Genomic DNA, 20,497 nt, shown 5'->3' on the forward strand with positions numbered 1-20,497 from the left:
AAGTTGTTCTTGAAACTATTTCGCCACATTCACCGAACGGGTCTCACGAATGACCGTTACCTTAACCTGCCCAGGGTAGGTCATATCGGTCTGTATTTTCTGTGAAATCTCAAATGAAAGTTCGGCGGCTTTGTCATCGCTCACCTTCTCACTTTCTACAATGACCCGCAATTCACGACCGGCTTGAATGGCATACGCCTTTTCTACACCGTTAAAGCCCAAAGCGATATCCTCTAGGTCTTTCAAGCGCTGAATGTATGAATCGAGCACTTGTCGCCTGGCACCGGGGCGTGCACCGCTTATGGCGTCACAAACTTGAACAACGGGCGCAATAAGCGTGGTCATTTCAATCTCATCGTGGTGGGCGCCAATGGCATTGCACACTTCTTTTTTCTCGCCATATTTCTGTGCCCATTGCATTCCCAGTATGGCGTGGGGGGTTTCGGTCTCTACCTCTGATGTGGGCACTTTACCGATATCGTGCAACAGCCCGGCCCTTTTGGCCAGTTTGGCATTGAGGCCCAGCTCAGCGGCCATGACCCCACAAAGCTTGGCGACCTCACGGGAGTGCTGCAAAAGGTTCTGTCCGTATGACGAGCGGTACTTCATTCGCCCTACCGCTTTGATCAATTCTGGGTGCAGGCCGTGTATGCCAAGATCGATAACGGTACGCTTACCGATCTCAACAATCTCTTCGTTGATCTGCTTCTCGGTCTTTTTAACGATTTCTTCAATACGTGCCGGGTGTATGCGGCCGTCTGTTACCAAACGGTGCAATGAAAGCCTTGCCACCTCTCTGCGTACCGAATCAAAACAAGAAAGTATGATCGCCTCGGGCGTGTCATCAACAATGATCTCGACCCCTGTAGCGGCTTCAATGGCCCTGATGTTTCGGCCCTCGCGGCCGATGATACGGCCCTTTACATCATCTGACTCAAGATTAAAGACCGAAACGCAGTTCTCGACCGCTTCTTCGGTACCAATTCGTTGAATGGTATTGATGACTATCTTTTTGGCTTCTTGCTGGGCCGTTAGTTTGGCCTCTTCCAATGTATTCTGCAAATAGGCCATGGCGTCGGTCTTGGCCGTCTCTTTGAGCGATTCTAGCAACTGGCTCTTGGCATCTTCGGCCGAAAGGCCCGAAATGACCTCCAGCTGTTGAACTTGGCTCTTGTGCAGTTTTTCAAGCTCTGACTGCTTTCTGTCGAGAATCTCACTTTTGTGCTCGACCTCTTTTATCTGTTTTTCGAGCTGCTCGTTCAATCGCTTGCTCTTGGCCAGCTCGTTGCTTATTTGAGATTCTTTGTCGCGACTGCGTTTTTCGGCCTCTGCAATCTTCTTGTCTTTGCTGATGATAACTTTTTCGTGCTCGGCCTTGAGCTCCAAGAACTTTTCACGTGCCTGGAATATTTTATCCTTTTTTATGTTTTCGCCCTCTTTTTGTGCCTCTTTTATTATGTTTGAGGCTTCCTTTTTAGCGTTTGCTATGGTCTTTGCCGCCTTACCTTTTTCAAGGGCATTGGCAATGGCAAATCCTACTCCCAATCCAATCACTGCGGCTATTGCAATGACAATATAACTATCCATATCTGGTTCACGTTTGGTTATAAAAAAAGCCCACATTGGAAGAAGTTCTGTGCAAACTCCTCGTGACAGGTTTAGGGCTACCAGACTGCTCAAGTATCCCTATACGAGTAGGGCCCGCTTTTACAGCCTAAACTCACCCTTTTTAATTAAAAATCTGTTGAGTTTGTCAAAAAATATTTACCAATGTGGGCAGTAACTATATGTATTTTAAAGAACTTATTCAGAGACAGTGTCTAGCCGTAAGGTAACCAATTCATCAAGGGCCTTCAATCGCTCAAGGGCCGCTTTGGTACTTTCAGAACGGTCTATGCCACCCTGCTCTATTTTTGAGGCGAACTGCAAAGCGCACATGGCCAAAACATCTTGCTTGTCACGTACCGCATAATTCTGCTCAAATTTCTTCACCAAGCTTTCAATGTTCTTGGCGGCCTTTCTAAGCCCCTCTTCTTGCCTTGGGTCTATCGTTAAAGGGTACACCCTATCGGCTATCGAAAGCTTGATTTTGAGCTTTTCGTCCATTTGCATGTCTCACACTATTCTGCCAAATGGGCAATACATTGGTCCAATTCGCGAATAAGTGTGTTTATTTTGAGTTTTGCCTCGGTTTTATTTGTATTACCACCCAGCATCGAGCTTGCCATTTTTAGCGATTCATACCGCTCTTCCCATTCTGCTATGACCTCTTTTAAAGCACGGTTCTGTTCTTCAAGTTCGGCCACTTGGTTCTTTAGCTTGGCGTTTGCCTTGTTGAGCAACTCCATTTTGTGCAACAACTTGCTTACCTTATTCTCTAAAGAATCAACTATCTCTACAAGTTCGCTCATGTGCAAACCTCAATGCGTTTCAAACAAAGTTAACGAACCTTGGGCTATCTAACAATATTTTTCTCATATATTGGTTTAGTAATCTGAAAATCAGCATTTAACCCATATGTTTTTTTACAGGTCGAAGGCTTTGTTTACTTTCGTACACAAAATTGCCCCAATGATGCGATTGTTGTTCATTTTGTTGTTTGTGCTGAACGGATGGGTGCTTTCGGCACAGATGAAATACCCCAAAGACTTTTTCCAATCTCCTTTGGACATACCATTGATCCTGGCCGGAACCTTCGGTGAGCTTCGCTCGAACCACTTTCATTCTGGAATAGACATTAAGACCCAGCTGCGGCAGGGACTTCCCGTCTATGCCATTGGCGACGGTACGGTAACCCGTATCAAAGTATCGCTATGGGGCTATGGAAAAGCTTTGTACGTGGCGCACCCCAACGGTTTCACTTCGGTCTACGCCCATTTGCAGAAATTTTCGCCCGAAATAGAGGCGTACATAAAAAAAGTGCAGTACCAAAAAAAGTCATATGAGGTCGAGGTGTTTCCCGAATACGGGGAGCTGAAGGTCGAAAAGGGCAAAATCATCGCCTATTCGGGCAATACGGGCGGTTCAACGGGGCCGCACCTGCATTTTGAAATCCGTAGCAGCATTTCTGAAAAACCCACAAATCCCCTGTTATATGGCTATGAGGTTCGAGATGCCACCAATCCGACCTTGGTGGGCCTATATGCCTACCCACTTTCAGAGGGTGCGGTGGTCAACCAAAGCGAGAGAAAAGTACAATTGAATTTCACCAAACAGGCCGATGGAAGTTTTTTGGCAGATAAGGTAACCGCCTCGGGCACCATCGGTTTTGGTTTCAATGCTTTTGACCGCCAAGATCTGGCGGCCAACAAAAATGGTATTTTTTCGATGGAACAAAAGGTGAACGGCAAGGTATATTCGGCTTATGACTTCGAGACATTTTCTTTTGGTGAAACGCGCTACATCAACACCCTTATTGACTACGAGCATTTTGGCAAGTACCGCCAGCGCATTCAAAAATGCTTCAAAGACCCCTCGAACCGTTTGGGCATTTACAAGACACTGCACAACAACGGAAAAATAGTGGTCAAAGAAGGTGTCTCGTACAATGTTGAACTGGCTCTGGCCGATATCGAGGGCAACGAAACAAAGGTGGTCATTCCTGTGGAAGGAAAGAAAGAACCCCCCAGAATCACCAAAGACCTCAAAAAGACCGAACATTATATCATTGCCCAGCGGCCCAACAATTTTGATTTGGGGGCGGCAAAAGTATATTTTCCGGCCAACACCTTTTACAATGATTTTTATATCGACCTTGAAAAAGGTGAGGATACCGTTACCATACACGATAACACGGTAGCGGCCCATCGAAATTTCACCATAACCTTTGATGTCTCCAAATATTCGGAAGTCGAACGCAAACAGTTGTTCATTGCCCGGCTCGATGAAAGGTCACGGCCCAATTACGCCAGAACCTATAAGCGCAATAATACGTTTACCACGCGTACGCGCAACCTAGGCCGCTACACCCTGACCAAAGATACCCTCCCACCGACCATACGGCCCAGAAATTTTAAAGACCGCCAATGGCTGAACAATTACCGGTATCTCAGTCTTGAAATTGCTGACGATCTTAGTGGCATTAACTCGTATGATGCCTACCTGAACGGTGAATGGATTTTGATGGAATATGAACCCAAGACCAGAACGCTCACCTATAATTTCGATGATAAAATAGCCCAGCAGACACAATGTGCGCTTAAAGTAATCGTTACCGATAATGTGGGCAATTCAAGTACCTTTGAGAGTACTTTCTTCAGAAAATAGCGCGTGTGTCTTAAAAAACCTGTACTTAATCTGTTGCTTTTTTTTGGCATTTTGACATCGTATGGTCAACATGCCATCATTACAGGCGTGGTGGTCGATGAAAACAACCGGCCCCTGCCAAATGTCAACATTTCATCAAACACATCGGGCACCACAACCAATGGCCAAGGCCTTTACCTGCTTCAGGTCGTGGCCGATACCGAAAACACCATAACTTTTTCCCACATAGGATACCAAAACATACTTCTTGAAAACCTCTTGCTGAACACGAACGAGACCTTTGAGTTCAATCCGGTGATGAAGGTGAACGTAACGCAAATAGCCGGAGTCGAGGTCTCGCCTACCGGCCAGAAAAAACTGGAAGGTATCGAAACACTGTCACCAGAAATGGTAAGAAACATTCCAGGGGCCAATGCCGGTGTTGAAAATGTGTTGAAACTCTTGCCAGGCGTTTCGTTCAACAACGAGTTGAGCACTCAATATACCGTTAGGGGTGGCAGTTTTGAGGAAAACTTGGTCTATGTCAATGAAATTGAGGTTTACCGACCTTTTTTGGTGCGCTCTGCACAGCAAGAAGGGCTTAGCTTTATCAATAGTGCCATGGTCAGCGACATTGATTTCTCAGCCGGTGGTTTTCAGGCAAAATATGGCGACAAGCTTTCTTCGGTACTGGATGTCTCATACAAAATACCCACTTCGTTTTCATTGCAGGCCGATGCCAGTTTGTTGGGTGGGGCCCTGACCTTGGAGACATTGACGAACGATAAGAACCTAGGCAATATAACTGGAGTCAGATACCGCACGAACGCGCTCTTTATCAACAGTCAGCAGACCCAAACAAACGTAAGGCCGAACTTTTTTGATGCCCAAACCTATTTTACTTATGGCATCTCAAGTAAGTTGGAGTTAAATTTCTTGGGCACCTTTTCAATCAATGATTATGAAAACCGGCCCCGAACGAGGCAGACCAACTTCGGAACCATAAACGAGCCAAGGGCACTTTTGGTAGCCTACCAAGGAAAGGAAAACAACCGATTCAGCACCGCCTTGGGTGCTTTCAAGGCCGATTTTAAACTGAACGAAAAGGTAAACCTAAAGCTCATCACCTCGGTCTACCATACCGTAGAGGAAGAATTCTCAGACGTTATAACCGAATATGAACTGGCCGAGGTCGACAACGACCTAGGGAGCCAAGATCTAGGCTCCCCGATCAACCCAAGGGGGTTGGGCCGCCAAATTAACAGGGCGCGAAACCAGTTCGACGCCCTTATCTTTAACATGTACCATCGGGGAAAACTAAAAAAGGAGAATACATTGGTACAATGGGGCCTTAAATACACCCATGAAGATATTAGGGACCAACTTCGGGAAGCCGAGTTCATCGATTCGGCGGGTTACTTTATACGTCCGCCACAATCGGGTATTGTCAACAACCAGCCAGAAGAACCTTTTACGGGCGATATCCTCCCATTCGAGGGCGCACAGGCCATCAATTTTGTAAAGACCAATCGCGTATCGGCCTTTCTGCAATATGGGCAACATGGCAAATGGGGCGAACATGATATTTACTACAACCTTGGTCTCAGGGGACAGCTATGGACAGTCAACGGGGTGGGGTTTGACAGCAACACGCAGTTTTTGGTAAGTCCGAGGGTACAGTTTGCCATCAAGCCCAACGGTGCACAAGACCTTTTGTTCAGATTGGCCATCGGCAATTACCAACAACCCCCTTTTTACCGAGAACTTCGTGATTTGAACGGTACTGTCAACCCTGATGTGGAAGCGCAAAAATCCTGGCACTTTGTGCTGGGCAACGAGTACAGTTTTACGTTATGGGGGCGACCGTTCAGCCTGCAAAGCGAACTGTACTATAAAACATTGTCCGATGTTAACCCCTTTATCATCGAAGATGTTCGGTTGCGCTATGCCGCTGTAAACAACGCCGTTGCGTATGCCTACGGATTGGATGTACGGCTCAACGGTACCTTTGTGCCCGGTGCCGAGTCGTGGGTAAGTGTGGGGTACCTCAAAACCGAAGAAAATATCAATGGCAGGGGCTACATATCAAGACCTACCGACCAGCGGTTAAAATTCGCCCTGCTCTTTCAAGACTATGTGCCCACCGTGCCCGATTTGAAGCTGTATATGAACCTGGTTTACCAAACCGGTGTACCGGGTGGATCGCCCAATTATGCCGACCCCTATGAATTTCAGGGCAGACTTCGCGACTATAAGCGGGTCGATTTAGGAATTTCCTATATTTTTGCCGATGAAAGCAAACAGCGATTTGACGGGGATAAGGCAATGAAATTGAAAGCCCTTAGCGCCGGTTTCGAAATCTTTAATCTGTTCAACAACCAAAACTCCATAACCAATACATGGGTACGCGATGCCGACACACAACGACAGTTTGCCGTACCCAACTTTTTAACGGCAAGAATTTTGAACCTGAAGATCAGTGCACGATTTTAGTGGAAACTATGAGAAAGATCCTTTTTTTTCTTTTTCTGATGGCCAATCTGGCCTGGGGGCAGAAAGATATTTTTGAAAGCCCCAAATTTGATGAGTTGACCAAAGACCATAAGGTATTGGCCATACTTCCCTTTGTGGCCAACCTTGACCTCAAGAAAGAGGTTCGTGAAAACGAACTGAAAGAACTGGCCGAAAGAGAGGGCTATGCAGTTCAAAATGCACTGGAAACCTATTTTTCCATCCGAAAGAAAAGAAAAAAGTTCAATGTCGATTTCCAGAACACCAATGACACAAACGCCCTATTGGCAAAAGAGGGAATCACCTACGAAAACCTGGACATTTACACAATCAAGGAGTTGAGTGAAATTTTGGGGGTCGATGGTATCATAAGCGGTAGCCTCAACCTAAATATTCTGCTCTCAAAAGGGGTGCCGACAGACTTCAGCCTATTGGATTATTTCAATGGAAATGCCAACTATGGCCGAATAGGTATTAAGATAAGTGATGGTGATACTGCAAAGTTGCTCTGGAAGTACGAAAAAGAAATCACCAAAAAGACGGGCAAAAACACTACCGAACTCATCGACAGGATGATGAAGCAGGCCTCTAGAAACTTTCCGTACGATCGAGAGAGAAAGCGGAAAAAGAAAAAAGACCGCTAGCTTTCCGCAAATTCTTTTAATACCTGCACCACATAATCGAGCTCTTCTTTGGTATTGTATTTTGAAAAAGAGAACCGCAACGATGGTTTTTTGAGCTCTTCTTTGTCGAGTATCTCATTCAGCACATGCGATCCCATATCACTGCCAGACTGGCACGCACTGCCCTTTGAGCATGCTATGCCCTTAAGGTCGAGGTGAAAGAGCAGCATCAACGATTTTTGGGTATCGAACGGCAACCGTACATTGGTCAAGGTATAGGTGCTTTTTTCCATATAGCCAGAAAGTCCGTTGAACGCCACACCTGGTATGGCAGATTGGATTTTCTCTACGAAATACTGTTTCAACCTTGATATATATTTACGTTCTTCATCAAGGTGGTCGTAGGCGGCCACAAAGGCCTCTTCAAGCCCCACGATATTGTGGAACGGCTCGGTGCCTGCCCTATTGCCGCGTTCTTGGGCTCCGCCAACGATAAGGGGCCTGAGCCCAGAGTTCTTTTTGACAAAGGCAAAGCCTATGCCTTTCGGTCCGTGAAATTTATGGGCTGCCGCCGTCATGAAATCAACCGGAACTTCTTGTACATCCCACTCAAAATGCCCTATCGACTGCACGGTGTCTGAATGAAATAAGGCCCCGCGGTCTTTGCACATACGCGCTACGGCAGCAATATCCAAAAGGTTTCCTATTTCGTTGTTGACGTGCATAAGGCTCACCAACTTCTTCTTGGCATCTTGGGCCAAAAGGCTTTCAAGGTGGTCTAATCGAGGATTGCCATCGCCATCCAAATCAACAAATTGCAATGCAATGCCATATTCTTTCTCCAGTTCTTCGGCCGTATGCAGTACGGCATGGTGTTCGACCTTTGAGGTAATCAAGGTCTCTATGCCCAAATCACGAACCGCACATCTCAGGATCATGTTATCGGCCTCTGTGCCACCTGAGGTAAACACTATTTCAGAAGGGTGTGCATTCAGGTACTTTGCAATAGTCTTTCTGGCCTTTTCAATTGCGGTCTTCGCCGATCGGCCAAAACTATGGGTTGATGAGGGGTTTCCGTAGCAATTTGCCAGGGCCTCTTGCATTTTTGCTATGACTTCATCTCTGACCCTAGTGGTCGCCGCATTGTCGAGATAGACTTTTTCCATGGGCACGCAAACGTTTTAGAGCACGCAAATGTAACCGAAATTAAGTTAATTTCTTCAAAATTGGGATTGCTAACTGTGATGAATAAACCAGAATTGCTTTAAATTTGGTGACATGAAAAAATTGGTTTGCGCCTTGTCCTTTCTTTTGTTCGCTGCATGCAGTGATGGTGACCTTCAAATCGAAACCATCGATTTTGATAGCGTTGCCGTTGATAATTGCGGCGACCTGAACGATGAGATCACAACGCTGTTCAAAATCAATGGGGACGAAGCCCTCATCTTAACACTACAGAGCGGTGTTCTGCAAAAAGGCATTGTTGGCGATACAGTGGTGACCACTGTAAGTACCATTCCCGGACAGTCGAAACTGGTATATCGTATTTTCTCCGAAAATGTCTCCAAGAATTATTTCTGTGATGAAATACCACCTGTAAGTCCTGTGGTTACGGAAGAAATCGACGCTGAAGATGGTATGGTGATCATTGAAACCACAGTCAATGCAGATAGTACCGCCTTTGACCATGCAATAAAACTCAGCGAGATTACCTTGGTCAACGATGCCGGTGAACGGATTACCGATTTGACCATCAACGATTTTGGTGAAATCTCGACCCCCATAGACAATTAGGTTTTCTGAAAAAGGCGTACCTCGGTGGCCCCAAGCCCATACTTTCTGTAAGCAGCATCATAAAAAGTCAAATGGTCGTACTTTTTAAGAAGAAAACGCAGTTCTTCTTTGAGCACACCATCGCCGACCCCGTGTATGAAAACCACTTTTTGAATTCGCTTTCGTATGGCAAAATCGACCTGCCTTTTGGCGGTCTCAAGCTGCAGGTCAAGAATGGCATAAGCATCCAACCCTTTGGTGGAGGGTACCAGTTTTTCAATATGCAGATCAACTTCTAGGGCCGGGGCATAACGCTCTTTGCGCTTTTTGGCCCCGACCCTCTTTTTTACGGGTCGGTCTTTGTTTGACCTCGAAAGGGCGGCTTCAAAGTTGCTAACCTTGATATCATCGTCAATTTTGACCAACTGTGAGGACTCAACCTCCATTTCAAAGCCATCTTCGAGGGCAATGATAATAGTGGTGCCGATAATGTTGGTCACGTTCCCGCTTAAGGGTTCATCAAGCAATTCAACCTTATCGCCAATTTTGTAGTCGACCGACCCCATGTTTTTTCATACTTCTTTTACAAAAGCAAAAATAATGGTATTTTGAGCCCAGAAACAATGCTGTCGCATGAACATTTTCTTAAGCACATACCTTTTGTCCGCAAAAAAATTCATGCTGCCGTGTTTCAGCAAACAGCTATTGGGTTTTGATTGCCCCGGCTGTGGCATACAACGTGCCTTTTACCTGTTGTTGCAAGGCGATTTTGTGGCGGCCTTTAAGATGTATCCTGCCATTTATTTCCTTGTTCTACTCTTTTCTTTTTTGGTTTTTAATAAGTTCTATTCCACCAAATATGCCAACAAAATAATTATATTGCTGAGCATATCGAGTGTGGCAACCATATTAATAAGTTATATCATTAAACTATCATCATAATCAACCATGGAACAAAAAAAACTACCCAATGGCGTCTTGAGCATTGTTTTAGGTATTCTAGGCTTCATTTGTTGCTGCACTGGCGTCTTAGGCGCCATTTCATCTGGCATCGGATTTTATCTCGCCCTGCAATCTGAAAAAATGTACAAGGCCGATCCCGAGGCCTATGATAATTATGGACAAATAAAGACTGGGAAGATCATTTCGTTGATCGCCTTGATCTTAAGTGTCCTGATGATTGTAAGATGGGCCTATATGATTTACAACGCGGGAGGCATAGCTGAATTCTGGGAAGAGTTTTCAGCTGCTTACGAAGAAACTATGCAGCAATACGAACAATAGACTTTACTTTATTTCGATAAATTAACCTAAGTCCGGGACAAGGATTTTAAATAAAAATTATGTCATATTGAGTGAAATCTTTGCAAGATTTCACTTAAACCTGCCTTGCCATCAAGCAGGCTGACGCATTGTGCTTAAACCGAACTTACATTAAATTAATACAACCTTATGAACCAACAACCCTTACCTGGCGCCAGTACGGTATTGACCATGGGCATTATTTCAATTGTGGGCACAGTTATTTGCTGTGGCCCATTCGGTATTATTTTTGCCATTATCGGTTTGGTCAAGGCAAAGGCCGCTGAAAAATTGTATCAACAAAGTCCTGATAGTTATTCAGATTACAGCAATGTAAAGACAGGGCGTATTCTTTCATACATTGGACTGGCCCTCTCATTGGTATATTTGGTGCTGACGATTATCTATTTTGGATTTATCATTGCCGTCATTACAACAGGTGAATGGCAGAGCTATCAATAATAAAGATCAGGCTGTCAAATAAAGTTTGAATTTACCTTACTGTTTGGTTGAGCACTGCCGACTGCCATCCATATGCGATGTAAAAAAATCATCTGGTCGGTTTTCGACTGCGCTCGAAATGACAGATGGGCTAACTTTTTACAGCCCCTTAATTCGCCACTTCACTGATAAACTTCAATCGGTACAGTCGAAGTTCTTCGTCTTCGTAGTCACCATCGAATTCTTCCATGGCATCTTCAATGCTATCGGTCTCGGCCTCTAGAAAATAATCGTGTATTTCTTCTTGTTGGTCCTCATCGAGTATCTCATCCAACCAATAGTCTAGGTTTAACTTGGTGCCGCTGTAGACAATCTGTTCCATCTCTTTGATTAGATCAGGAATTTCAAGGCCTTTTGCCGCCGCAATATCGTCCAAAGGCAGTTTCCGATCCACATTTTGGATAATATACAACTTAAGTGCAGAGTTGGCACCCGTGCTCTTGACCACCAAATCATCGGGTCGGGTAATATCGTTCTCTTCAACATACTTGGCTATCAACTCTACAAACGGACGCCCATACTTTTTGGCTTTTCCCTCGCCAACCCCATGAATGTTCTGTAGTTCTTCGATGCTTATGGGATACTTAAGTGCCATATCGTCCAATGATGGGTCTTGAAAGACCACGAAAGGGGGCACTCCCAATTTTTTGGCCTCCCTTTTCCGCAGGTCTTTCATCAAGGCCAATAATTTTTCATCAGCTACGGCCCCTACAGACTTACTGGCCGTAATGATACCATCGTCGGTGGACTCATCGTACACATGGTCTTTGGTCATCATGAACGATACGGGTTTTTCAAGAAACTTTTTGCCTGCTTCGGTTACATGCAAAATACCGTATTGCTCAATTTCCTTTCTTAAAAGTCCAGCCACCAACACTTGCCTTATCAGGGCCTTCCAATAATTCTCGTCTTTATCGGAGCCGCTTCCGAAAAAGTCTTTTTCATCAGTCTTGTGCGATGATATCAGGGCGTTCACCTTTCCGACAAGTGTTTTCACTATTTCTTTGGTCTTGAACTTTTCGTTGGTGCCCTGCACTATCTTTAAAAGCTTGACCACATCATCCTTGGCTTCCTGTTTTTCTTTGGGATTTCGGGCGTTGTCGTCCATATCGGCCCCCTCGCCGTTTACCTCGTCGAACTCCTCCCCGAAATAATGGAGTATGAACTTTCTTCGTGAAATGGATGTTTCGGCGTAGGCTACGATCTCTTGCAGGAGCGCATGGCCTATTTCTTGTTCGGCAACCGGTTTGCCCGACATGAACTTTTCTAACTTCTCGACATCTTTATAGGAGTAAAAGGCCAAACAGTGGCCTTCGCCCCCATCTCGGCCGGCACGCCCTGTTTCTTGATAGTAGCTTTCGATACTCTTTGGAATATCATGATGTATCACAAACCTGACATCGGGTTTGTCTATACCCATGCCAAAGGCAATGGTGGCCACGACCACATCTACCTCTTCCATCAAAAACATATCTTGGTACTTAGAACGTGTCTTGGCATCAAATCCAGCATGGTAAGGCACCGCACTAATGCCGTTTACCTGAAGTACCTGTGCCAATTCTTCAACCCTTTTTCGGCTCAAACAGTAGATGATGCCAGATTTACCTGCGTTTTTCTTTACGAAACGTATGATATCGGCATCGACATTCTTGGTTTTTGGCCGTACTTCATAATAAAGGTTTGGCCGGTTGAAAGATGCCTTGAACACCTTGGCATCTGACATGCCGAGATTCTTCAAAATATCTTCTTGCACCTTTGGGGTGGCGGTTGCGGTCAAAGCCACAATGGGTATGTCGTTGCCCAAGCGGTCAATTATGCTTCTAAGGTTTCGGTATTCAGGTCTAAAGTCGTGGCCCCATTCAGAAATACAATGCGCTTCGTCAACTGCAACAAAAGATAACTGAACAGACTGAAGAAAATCCACATACTCTGCTTTGGTAAGCGATTCTGGTGCTACATACAATAATTTAGTGATGCCATTTGAGATATCGCTCATAACCTGTTTCACCTCCGATTTTGTCAAGGATGAGTTGAGCACATGGGCCACCCCATGGTCAGCCGAAACGCCACGAATGGCATCGACCTGGTTCTTCATAAGTGCAATCAAGGGCGAAACCACAATGGCCGTGCCATCTTTCAAGAGTGCGGGCAATTGGTAGCATAGTGATTTACCGCCACCAGTGGGCATGATCACAAATGTATTCTCGCCTTCAAGCACATGTTCAATGACCCCTTCTTGCAGCCCTTTAAATTGTGAGAAACCAAAGTATTTCTTTAGAGCAGTCTGTAAATCATTCTTCGTCAGCGCCATACAATTAAGTTGATAAAGCTAGCAGGTCAGCATCAGGTCAGCTTTCTTGCCATGTTTGGGGAATATTTCAAATTCAAGGCCAAAGAAGCGTTCTTTTGAGATTTATAAAAGATTGTTTGTTTAATTTTGTAATCTAAATATATGACATTCTTTCAGGAAAACCAGTAGAAAATCCAAGAATTACCTTGAACGACAAGCAATCAATCCTATCCATCGCAAAACGAACCATTGAAACAGAGGGCGGGGCCATACAGAACTTGGTCAGCCTTTTAGATGAACAATTTGCCGGGGCCACCGAGTGTATTCTACAATCAAAGGGCCGCGTTGTCGTGTCTGGGGTGGGCAAAAGTGCCCTGATCGGTGCCAAGATTGTGGCCACCTTCAATTCTACCGGCACACCGGCCATTTTTATGCATGCCGCAGATGCCATTCATGGCGACTTGGGCACGGTACAGCAAAACGATGTGGTCATATGCATCTCAAAAAGTGGCAATACCGAAGAAATCAAACAACTGATCCCGCTCATAAAAAGGGGAGGCAATAAATTGGTGGCCATTACGGGCAACATGGATTCTGTTTTGGCCAAACAGGCCGACTTTGCATTGAACACCTATGTTGAAAAAGAGGCCTGCCCCAACAACCTGGCGCCTACCACAAGTACCACGGCACAACTGGTAATGGGCGATGCCCTGGCCATTTGCCTGTTGGAACTAAAAGGCTTCAGCAGCGATGATTTTGCCAAATACCACCCCGGGGGCTCTTTGGGAAAACGTCTCTATTTAAGAGTTGCCGATATTTTTGGAAACAACCTTAGGCCCGAGGTCGATATCAATTCAAAGGTCAAAGAGGTCATTGTAGAGATATCGGAAAAAATGTTGGGGGTTACGGCGGTGACCCAAAACGGAAAACTGGTCGGTATCGTAACCGATGGGGATATTAGACGAATGCTCAACAAGCACGATAACATAAGTGCCCTCACCGCTAAAGATATCATGACCTCCAACCCAAAAACAGTCTCGCCTGATGTATTGGCCATAAAAGCGTTGGAATCGATGCAAGAAAAAGGCATTTCACAGCTTTTGGTGATGGATGGGGATGAATATGTGGGCGTGGTGCACATACATAACCTTATAAACGAAGGCATTTTGTAATGGCCAAGACAAGAAAAGACCCAAACGAAATGTCCTTTTTGGACCATCTGGAGGAGCTGCGCTGGCATTTGATACGCTCTACCTTGGCCATTGTTTTGGTGGCCGTGGTGGCTTTTGTCATGAAAGATTTCATCTTCGGCATCATCTTTGCGCCAAAGAGCATGGATTTTCCTACCTATCGCTTTTTTTGTAGGATAGCCACCTTCTTTGGAATCGAATCTGAGTTTTGCGGAGAAGAACTGCCGTTCACCATTCAGAGCCGGTTGATGGCAGGCCAGTTCTCGGCCCACATCTGGACCTCGATATGGTCAGGTTTCATCATCGCCTTCCCATACGTGTTGTGGGAACTGTGGCGCTTTATCAGTCCGGGGCTGTACGAAAAAGAGCGCAAGTATTCTCGGGGCTTTATAACAGTGGCTTCGCTCCTATTTTTTATGGGTGTACTGTTTGGCTACTATGTGGTCGCCCCTCTTTCCATCAACTTTTTGGGCACCTACCAAGTGAGTCCCGAGGTTAACAACGAAATTGACATTGGTTCGTACATCGGCACCGTACGGGCAGCGGTGATTGCCTGTGGTATCATGTTCGAGCTGCCGATCATCATTTTCTTTTTGACCAAGGTAGGCTTGGTAACTCCCGAAATTTTGAGAAAATACCGGAAAATAGCCCTAGTGCTGGTACTGATCCTATCGGCCATTATAACACCCCCAGATGTGGCCAGTCAAATAGTGGTGGCGGTGCCTGTGCTGATACTTTATCAGATCAGCATCCACATTTCGAAGCTCGTCATCAATCGCGAAGCAAAAAAAGCAGCAAAAAATGCCAAATAAAGTAGATGAATTCAATGAATACCGTTCAAAGATGAACGAAAAGCTATTGGCCGACAACAACAAGGTCATCAAGCGCATATTCAACCTAGACACCAACGCCTTTTTGCCCGGGGCATTGGACGCCAAGACAAAGGAACTCTTGGGGTTGGTCGCCTCGGCCGTGCTAAGGTGCGACGATTGTGTCAAATACCATTTGGAGAGTTGCCAGAAACAAGGGGCCAATACCGAAGAAATTATGGAAACCCTTAGCATTGCCACCTTGATTGGGGGCACCATCACCATTCCGCACCTGCGAAGGGCCTACGAGTATTGGGAGGAGTTACAGGAACCCAAAGCTTAAAAAATTCAAAAAGCCAATGACACAGTTGAGCAATATGTGTAGTTTTGGCAAATACCGATGAAATTACGAGCAGAAAATATAATGAAAGCCTATCGCGGCCGAAAGGTCGTAAAAGGTATTTCTTTGGAAGTGAACCAGGGTGAAATCGTAGGGCTTTTAGGGCCCAATGGTGCGGGCAAGACCACCTCTTTCTACATGATTGTCGGATTGGTGAAGCCCAACGGCGGAAATATATACCTCGACTCGATGGATATCACCAATTTTCCCATGTACAAAAGGGCGCAGCACGGCATCGGTTACTTGGCACAAGAGGCCTCTGTTTTTAGAAAACTCAGCATAGAAGACAATATTTTGAGCGTACTGCAGACCACAAAGCTGAGCAAGAAAGAACAGCACATGAAAATGGAGTCGCTCATCGATGAATTTGGCCTAGGCCATATTCGGAAAAATAGGGGCGATCTCTTATCGGGCGGTGAACGACGACGGACCGAAATCGCCCGTGCCCTGGCCACAGACCCAAAATTTATTTTGTTGGATGAACCCTTTGCCGGGGTGGATCCTGTAGCCGTTGAGGATATTCAGCGCATCGTGGCCCAGTTGAAGAACAAGAATATCGGTATTTTGATCACCGACCATAACGTGCAAGAGACACTCGCCATTACCGAACGATCCTATCTCATGTTCGAGGGAGGCATATTAAAGGCCGGTGTGCCCGAAGATCTTGCCGTAGACGAAATGGTGCGAAAAGTATATTTGGGTCAAAACTTTGAGCTGCGCAAAAAGAAGCTCGATGTATAAAATTATTTCAATCCGAATGTCAATGTAGCCCAATTTGACTCGTAGTCAACACCCTCTTCATCACTTTTTTCCATATAAATCGTGGCCACATACCAATTACCGGACTGGCTTGGTATAATGGTTACAATACCATTGTTATCGGTAATGGACGATTTCTCACTGTCATGGGCATCTTTACCCGGTACAGAAGTACTGTAGTGCACAGTCTGCCCTGCCAATGGTTTGCCCTCTAGTAGCAACTGAAAACGAATGGGTTCCCCTGCTTTTTTTGAGTATGGATTGTCAATAGGCAGGAATTCAATCGGATATCCTAAAACAGTTTTGTAATCATCAGTCATAAGGTCACCCACCTGTAAAATAGCCTTGACATGCTTTGAGTAGATTTCAGTGGCATCATCTTTCAATGTTCCTTCCCTTTTCCGTTCATTCAAAGTGCCTTTAAGGCCCTCGTGATCTAAATAATCATTAAAGGCCTTGGCATCAAGGTCAATTGTTCTGGGAAGCGTGGAAACACCGGCAACATAAGTACCAGCACTTTCAGTGGTAAAATTCAAAAAGGTAGAAGTCTCCTCTAGTCGATAGGCACTATTAGCCGGAAGAAGCTCAAATTTTGGCCCAATTATCCTAGCGTCGACTATCCTATCAATCGCAATGGCATTCTCGCTTTGGTCAAAAGTGCCATTGAACAAAAATAATTCCACCGCTCGGTTTTCTTCCAAAAAATAAGATGTCGATTTGAGAAACAGCTCGTGAGAACTACATAAGAGAAATACTATGGCAAGGCCAATAAATGTGATACATTTTCTCATATAATCATTTATTGTAGTTACGTAAAAAAATATCGCCAGGTTTTATCAATTTCAAAAAATTTTCCAAATCATGGGGATGGCTTCTTTGAAAGGAGTGATGCCAATATATAAAACAGAATAATAACCGGTATTGCCAAAAACTTCATCGTCAGCAAAAGTACCAAACTCCCTATCAAGAAGAGATATTTTACGGCGTTGTCCTTAAAACTGTAATTCTCAAACTTCAAGGCAAAAAGCTCAATTCTTGAGTTGAGCAAGTAACTGCTCAAAAGGGTCAATGCCAACAAGAACCATTCGTTCAATATTATGCTGTTAAGTATATCGTTGTTTTGATAGATCAATATAAGCGGCAACGAAAGAATCAACAATGCATTTGCTGGCGTTGGCAGGCCCAAGAAAGAGTTAACCTGATTCTCGTCAACATTGAAATTGGCCAGCCGATAGGCCGATGCCATGGTTATCAAAAAACCCAACAGCGGCACTAAGCCTACCTCTGTATGCACCCCAAAAAAATCGAGGTTCCACCCTCCTTTTTGGGCCATTGTCAACAATTGGAACATGACAATGCCCGGCACCAGGCCACTTGTTATCATATCGGCCAACGAGTCTAATTGCACCCCAAGCGCACTTTTCACATTCAAGAGACGTGCGGCAAGACCATCAAAAAAATCACAGAAAATGCCCAAAAAGACAAAAAGGGCCGCAAACTCTAATTGGTTCAGCACAGCAAAAACCGATGCAATACACCCGCTCAGCACATTGAGCAAGGTTATAAAATTAGGTACGTGTTTTTTCATTTCAAGGGTGGTTAAACTTAGTACTCGAATAGGCCATTCTAATGGAAAAAGGCAAAACCATTGAGGTAAAAATAAACCAAAAAATGAACTATATGAACCGTGGGCAGGCCGTGTATTGTAATTATTCAGATATTTGGCCTCGTTATGGTTCGAAACTTTTTCTTCTTGGCCTGTGTTCTTTTGGGCGCATTTGCTTCAGCGCAACTGCCGAGACTGTCTCAAAATGCGCGAATAAGTGTGCTGACCTGCGGCTCTGGAGATGAACTCTATTCGGCTTTTGGCCATACCGCCTTCAGGGTACAAGATTCGGTCTTGGGCCTGGATGTGGTATACAATTATGGCACTTTTGACTTTGACCAGCCCAATTTCTATTTGAACTTTGCCAAGGGCAACATGGTCTATTCATTGAGTAGAACCCGTTTTGCCAACTTTCTACTGGAATATGAAGCAGATAAAAGATGGATTCGTGAACAGATTCTTGACCTTGACCAAGTGGAAAAAAATAAGTTTCTGGCCTTTTTGGAAGACAATTATCGCCCCGAGAACCGAAATTACCTATATGACCCCCTTTTCAACAATTGTTCGAACATCACCGCCAATATTTTAGAGAAACTGTTCGATAACCAGATCACCTACAGCTATTCGCACCTCGAAAAGCGGCACACCTTTAGAGAGCTTATTATGCAGCACCTACATTGGAACTCGTGGTCTGCCCTTGGAATAAACTTGGCCTATGGGTCGGTGGTAGACAGAGAGGCCACCCCTTACGAACATATGTTCTTGCCCTATTATACCATGTACCAGTTGAGAAACACCACCAAAAATGGCAAGCCCTTGGTGCTTCGCGAGCGGGTGGTATTGGATTATGATGAGCATGAACAACGGAGCTTCTTTTTGACATCGCCCCTTTTCTGGCTTTTGTTGCTGTTCATGTTTGTGGCCGCCATTACCTTTCTTGATTACCGCCATGACCATAAGAACCCATGGCTTGATACCGTTTTGTTAACCCTGACCGGCTTACTCGGCTTTTTCATCGTTTTTCTTTGGTTTTTTACCAATCATTCGGGTACCGGAGGCAACCTGAATATTTTATGGGCGGTACCGTTGAATTTCATATTGGTGTTCATGCTATTGTTCGCTGGCCGCCCTGCTTGGTATGTACAATATCTATGGTTCTTGTTAGGGCTTTTGGCACTCTTATTGGCCATCTGGGTGCTGGGGATTCAGGTTTTTCCGGTACTGGTGCTTCCCATCATGGCTACCCTGGCCATTCGCTACCTGTATTTGTGGTACTGGGAATGGAAAGTGCCAAAGCCCTGAGCGGGTATTTTCATCTTAATGCAATATGCCGTACTTTTAAGTAAATACTTAGCGTAATGGACAATACAATTTATGTGGTCGTCATTGTCTTGGCAGTCATCTATTTGGCCATTTTCGTAATGAACAAAAAGGGCAGAAAGCGTAGACGGTCAAGAAAGTTCATGGAAGGCAAAAAAAGGCGGGAAAGAGATGATTGAATACCTAAATTAGCGCAATTTTCAAAATCTGTCTGTCAATAACGACCCAAAACATGAAAATCTACACCAAAACAGGAGACAAGGCCCAAACAAGTCTTTTTGGGGGCACCCGTGTATCGAAACACCATATCAGAATAGAAAGCTATGGCAATATCGATGAGCTGAACTCATGGCTGGGGCTACTGCGCGACCAAGAAATCGACAGCCATTCAAAAGAGGTCTTGATGGCCATACAAGACAAACTCTTTACCGTAGGGGCCATTTTGGCAACAGAGTCAAAAAAAGACAATCGGTTGAAGATTCCGCGCATCGATAGTGCCGATATTGAATATTTAGAGCATGAAATCGATGATATGAACGCATCGCTTTCTGAGATGACACATTTTATTTTACCGGGTGGTCATACCACCGTGTCATACTGTCATATCGCAAGAACCGTCTGCCGCAGGGCCGAGCGGGTCATTTCCCTCCTACATGAAAATGAGCCGGTTTCAAAAGAACTGCTCATGTATATAAACCGCTTATCTGACTTTCTTTTTGTGTTGGCACGAAAATTGTCTTCGCAACTACAAGCCGATGAGGTCAAGTGGATTCCCAAGAAATTGGACAATTAAATCCGTTTTTCCTGCGTTATGGAAGTGATTATTCAAAATAATCGCCAAATAAAGCAGAAATAACTTGGCCGTTTGGCTTTAAAAATTATTTTTGCAAAAAATTTAAAATCAAACCGTTACTATGTACTGGACGTTAGAACTAGCCTCATATTTGAGCGATGCGCCCTGGCCAGCGACCAAAGACGAACTTATAGATTACGCCATACGAACAGGTGCACCCCTTGAGGTGGTAGAGAACCTTCAATCCATGGAAGAAGAAGGCGGTGAAATCTATGAATCAATAGAGGAAATCTGGCCCGACTATCCTACCGAGGAAGACTACCTTTGGAATGAGGATGAATATTAAAAAACATACGTGCTTTAGATAACCAAAAA

23 protein-coding genes and 1 other RNA gene are annotated in these 20,497 nt (G+C 44.9%); 15 read left to right on the forward strand and 9 right to left on the reverse strand.

The window, feature by feature from the left end:
• Positions 1 to 15 precede the first annotated feature (15 nt).
• The 4 genes from rny to VC82_RS01835 all read right to left on the reverse strand — a co-directional run bounded on the left by rny (position 16) and on the right by VC82_RS01835 (position 2,411).
• On the reverse strand, positions 16 to 1,587 hold the full coding sequence (rny, locus tag VC82_RS01825) for a ribonuclease Y (RefSeq protein WP_045803175.1): 1,572 nt from the start codon (positions 1,585 to 1,587) through the stop codon (positions 16 to 18).
• A 53-nt stretch (positions 1,588 to 1,640) separates the two neighbouring features.
• A non-coding RNA gene (gene ssrS / locus VC82_RS15355) (6S RNA) lies at positions 1,641 to 1,750 on the reverse strand.
• A 53-nt stretch (positions 1,751 to 1,803) separates the two neighbouring features.
• Complete coding sequence (locus tag VC82_RS01830) at positions 1,804 to 2,106, reverse strand: cell division protein ZapA (RefSeq protein ID WP_045803176.1); 303 nt, start codon at positions 2,104 to 2,106, stop codon at positions 1,804 to 1,806.
• A gap of 14 nt (positions 2,107 to 2,120) precedes the next feature.
• Positions 2,121 to 2,411 carry a cell division protein ZapB gene (locus VC82_RS01835; protein ID WP_045800866.1) on the reverse strand — a complete coding sequence of 97 codons (291 nt, stop codon included), beginning with the start codon at positions 2,409 to 2,411 and terminating at the stop codon, positions 2,121 to 2,123.
• A 163-nt stretch (positions 2,412 to 2,574) separates the two neighbouring features.
• On the opposite strand from VC82_RS01835, the gene VC82_RS01840 reads away from it, so the two are divergent.
• The 3 genes from VC82_RS01840 to VC82_RS01850 are packed head-to-tail and all read left to right on the forward strand — an operon-like array spanning position 2,575 to position 7,400.
• Positions 2,575 to 4,266, forward strand: coding sequence for a M23 family metallopeptidase (locus VC82_RS01840; RefSeq protein ID WP_045803177.1), 1,692 nt, complete (start codon positions 2,575 to 2,577; stop codon positions 4,264 to 4,266).
• Between the two features lie 33 nt (positions 4,267 to 4,299).
• A complete protein-coding gene (locus tag VC82_RS01845; protein WP_245615945.1) occupies positions 4,300 to 6,738 on the forward strand; it encodes a TonB-dependent receptor in 2,439 nt (812 codons plus the stop codon).
• Between the two features lie 8 nt (positions 6,739 to 6,746).
• Positions 6,747 to 7,400: a hypothetical protein gene (locus tag VC82_RS01850; RefSeq protein ID WP_045800867.1), complete on the forward strand. Its 654-nt coding sequence runs from the start codon at positions 6,747 to 6,749 to the stop codon at positions 7,398 to 7,400.
• Here the strand turns inward: VC82_RS01850 and VC82_RS01855 are convergent.
• The gene (locus VC82_RS01855; protein ID WP_045800868.1) at positions 7,397 to 8,545 is read right to left on the reverse strand and encodes a cysteine desulfurase family protein; all 1,149 of its coding nucleotides are present in this window, start codon (positions 8,543 to 8,545) and stop codon (positions 7,397 to 7,399) included. The two genes, VC82_RS01850 and VC82_RS01855, sit on opposite strands and share 4 nt — an antisense overlap.
• A gap of 112 nt (positions 8,546 to 8,657) precedes the next feature.
• On the opposite strand from VC82_RS01855, the gene VC82_RS01860 reads away from it, so the two are divergent.
• A complete protein-coding gene (locus tag VC82_RS01860; RefSeq protein ID WP_045800869.1) occupies positions 8,658 to 9,173 on the forward strand; it encodes a hypothetical protein in 516 nt (171 codons plus the stop codon).
• Here the strand turns inward: VC82_RS01860 and VC82_RS01865 are convergent.
• Entirely contained in the window at positions 9,170 to 9,718 is a 549-nt protein-coding gene (locus VC82_RS01865) for a Smr/MutS family protein (protein ID WP_045800870.1), read from the reverse strand. The two genes, VC82_RS01860 and VC82_RS01865, sit on opposite strands and share 4 nt — an antisense overlap.
• A 67-nt stretch (positions 9,719 to 9,785) precedes the next feature.
• On the opposite strand from VC82_RS01865, the gene VC82_RS01870 reads away from it, so the two are divergent.
• The 3 genes from VC82_RS01870 (at position 9,786) to VC82_RS01880 (ending at position 10,916) form a co-directional block, all read left to right on the forward strand.
• Positions 9,786 to 10,094, forward strand: coding sequence for a DUF2752 domain-containing protein (locus tag VC82_RS01870; RefSeq protein ID WP_045800871.1), 309 nt, complete (start codon positions 9,786 to 9,788; stop codon positions 10,092 to 10,094).
• A 6-nt stretch (positions 10,095 to 10,100) separates the two neighbouring features.
• Positions 10,101 to 10,436: a CCC motif membrane protein gene (locus tag VC82_RS01875; protein ID WP_045800872.1), complete on the forward strand. Its 336-nt coding sequence runs from the start codon at positions 10,101 to 10,103 to the stop codon at positions 10,434 to 10,436.
• Between the two features lie 168 nt (positions 10,437 to 10,604).
• A complete protein-coding gene (locus VC82_RS01880) occupies positions 10,605 to 10,916 on the forward strand; it encodes a CCC motif membrane protein (RefSeq protein WP_045800873.1) in 312 nt (103 codons plus the stop codon).
• Positions 10,917 to 11,064: 148 nt separating this feature from the next.
• Here the strand turns inward: VC82_RS01880 and recQ are convergent, their stop codons facing one another.
• Positions 11,065 to 13,266 carry a DNA helicase RecQ gene (gene recQ / locus VC82_RS01885; RefSeq protein WP_045800874.1) on the reverse strand — a complete coding sequence of 734 codons (2,202 nt, stop codon included), beginning with the start codon at positions 13,264 to 13,266 and terminating at the stop codon, positions 11,065 to 11,067.
• Between the two features lie 185 nt (positions 13,267 to 13,451).
• On the opposite strand from recQ, the gene VC82_RS01890 reads away from it, so the two are divergent.
• The 4 genes from VC82_RS01890 to lptB are packed head-to-tail and all read left to right on the forward strand — an operon-like array spanning position 13,452 to position 16,385.
• Complete coding sequence (locus VC82_RS01890; RefSeq protein ID WP_045800875.1) at positions 13,452 to 14,417, forward strand: KpsF/GutQ family sugar-phosphate isomerase; 966 nt, start codon at positions 13,452 to 13,454, stop codon at positions 14,415 to 14,417.
• Complete coding sequence (gene tatC / locus VC82_RS01895; RefSeq protein ID WP_045800876.1) at positions 14,417 to 15,247, forward strand: twin-arginine translocase subunit TatC; 831 nt, start codon at positions 14,417 to 14,419, stop codon at positions 15,245 to 15,247. Before VC82_RS01890 ends, tatC begins: the two co-directional genes overlap by 1 nt.
• A complete protein-coding gene (locus VC82_RS01900; RefSeq protein WP_045800877.1) occupies positions 15,237 to 15,587 on the forward strand; it encodes a carboxymuconolactone decarboxylase family protein in 351 nt (116 codons plus the stop codon). The genes tatC and VC82_RS01900 overlap by 11 nt, the downstream gene beginning before the upstream one ends.
• 57 nt (positions 15,588 to 15,644) lie before the next feature.
• Positions 15,645 to 16,385, forward strand: a complete 741-nt coding sequence (gene lptB / locus VC82_RS01905; RefSeq protein WP_045800878.1) for an LPS export ABC transporter ATP-binding protein — start codon at positions 15,645 to 15,647, stop codon at positions 16,383 to 16,385.
• A 2-nt stretch (positions 16,386 to 16,387) separates the two neighbouring features.
• Here lptB and VC82_RS01910 read toward each other — a convergent pair whose 3' ends face one another.
• Entirely contained in the window at positions 16,388 to 17,194 is an 807-nt protein-coding gene (locus VC82_RS01910) for a DUF4198 domain-containing protein (protein ID WP_052698858.1), read from the reverse strand.
• A gap of 68 nt (positions 17,195 to 17,262) precedes the next feature.
• Positions 17,263 to 17,991 (reverse strand): CDP-alcohol phosphatidyltransferase family protein, encoded by a 729-nt coding sequence (locus tag VC82_RS01915; protein ID WP_045800879.1) that lies wholly within the window; start codon positions 17,989 to 17,991, stop codon positions 17,263 to 17,265.
• A gap of 144 nt (positions 17,992 to 18,135) precedes the next feature.
• Here VC82_RS01915 and VC82_RS01920 point away from each other — a divergent pair, with 144 nt between their 5' ends.
• The 4 genes from VC82_RS01920 (at position 18,136) to VC82_RS01930 (ending at position 20,468) form a co-directional block, all read left to right on the forward strand.
• The gene (locus VC82_RS01920) at positions 18,136 to 19,311 is read left to right on the forward strand and encodes a lipoprotein N-acyltransferase Lnb domain-containing protein (protein WP_045800880.1); all 1,176 of its coding nucleotides are present in this window, start codon (positions 18,136 to 18,138) and stop codon (positions 19,309 to 19,311) included.
• A gap of 56 nt (positions 19,312 to 19,367) precedes the next feature.
• Positions 19,368 to 19,508 carry a hypothetical protein gene (locus VC82_RS15630; RefSeq protein ID WP_170218304.1) on the forward strand — a complete coding sequence of 47 codons (141 nt, stop codon included), beginning with the start codon at positions 19,368 to 19,370 and terminating at the stop codon, positions 19,506 to 19,508.
• Between the two features lie 53 nt (positions 19,509 to 19,561).
• Positions 19,562 to 20,122 (forward strand): cob(I)yrinic acid a,c-diamide adenosyltransferase, encoded by a 561-nt coding sequence (locus VC82_RS01925; RefSeq protein ID WP_045800881.1) that lies wholly within the window; start codon positions 19,562 to 19,564, stop codon positions 20,120 to 20,122.
• Between the two features lie 121 nt (positions 20,123 to 20,243).
• Positions 20,244 to 20,468, forward strand: coding sequence for a DUF2795 domain-containing protein (locus VC82_RS01930; protein ID WP_013551418.1), 225 nt, complete (start codon positions 20,244 to 20,246; stop codon positions 20,466 to 20,468).
• Positions 20,469 to 20,497: the final 29 nt, after the last annotated feature.

Origin of the sequence: Flagellimonas lutaonensis, from assembly GCF_000963865.1 — a bacterium.
In the GTDB taxonomy this organism is placed as follows: Bacteria; Bacteroidota; Bacteroidia; order Flavobacteriales; family Flavobacteriaceae; genus Flagellimonas_A; species Flagellimonas_A lutaonensis.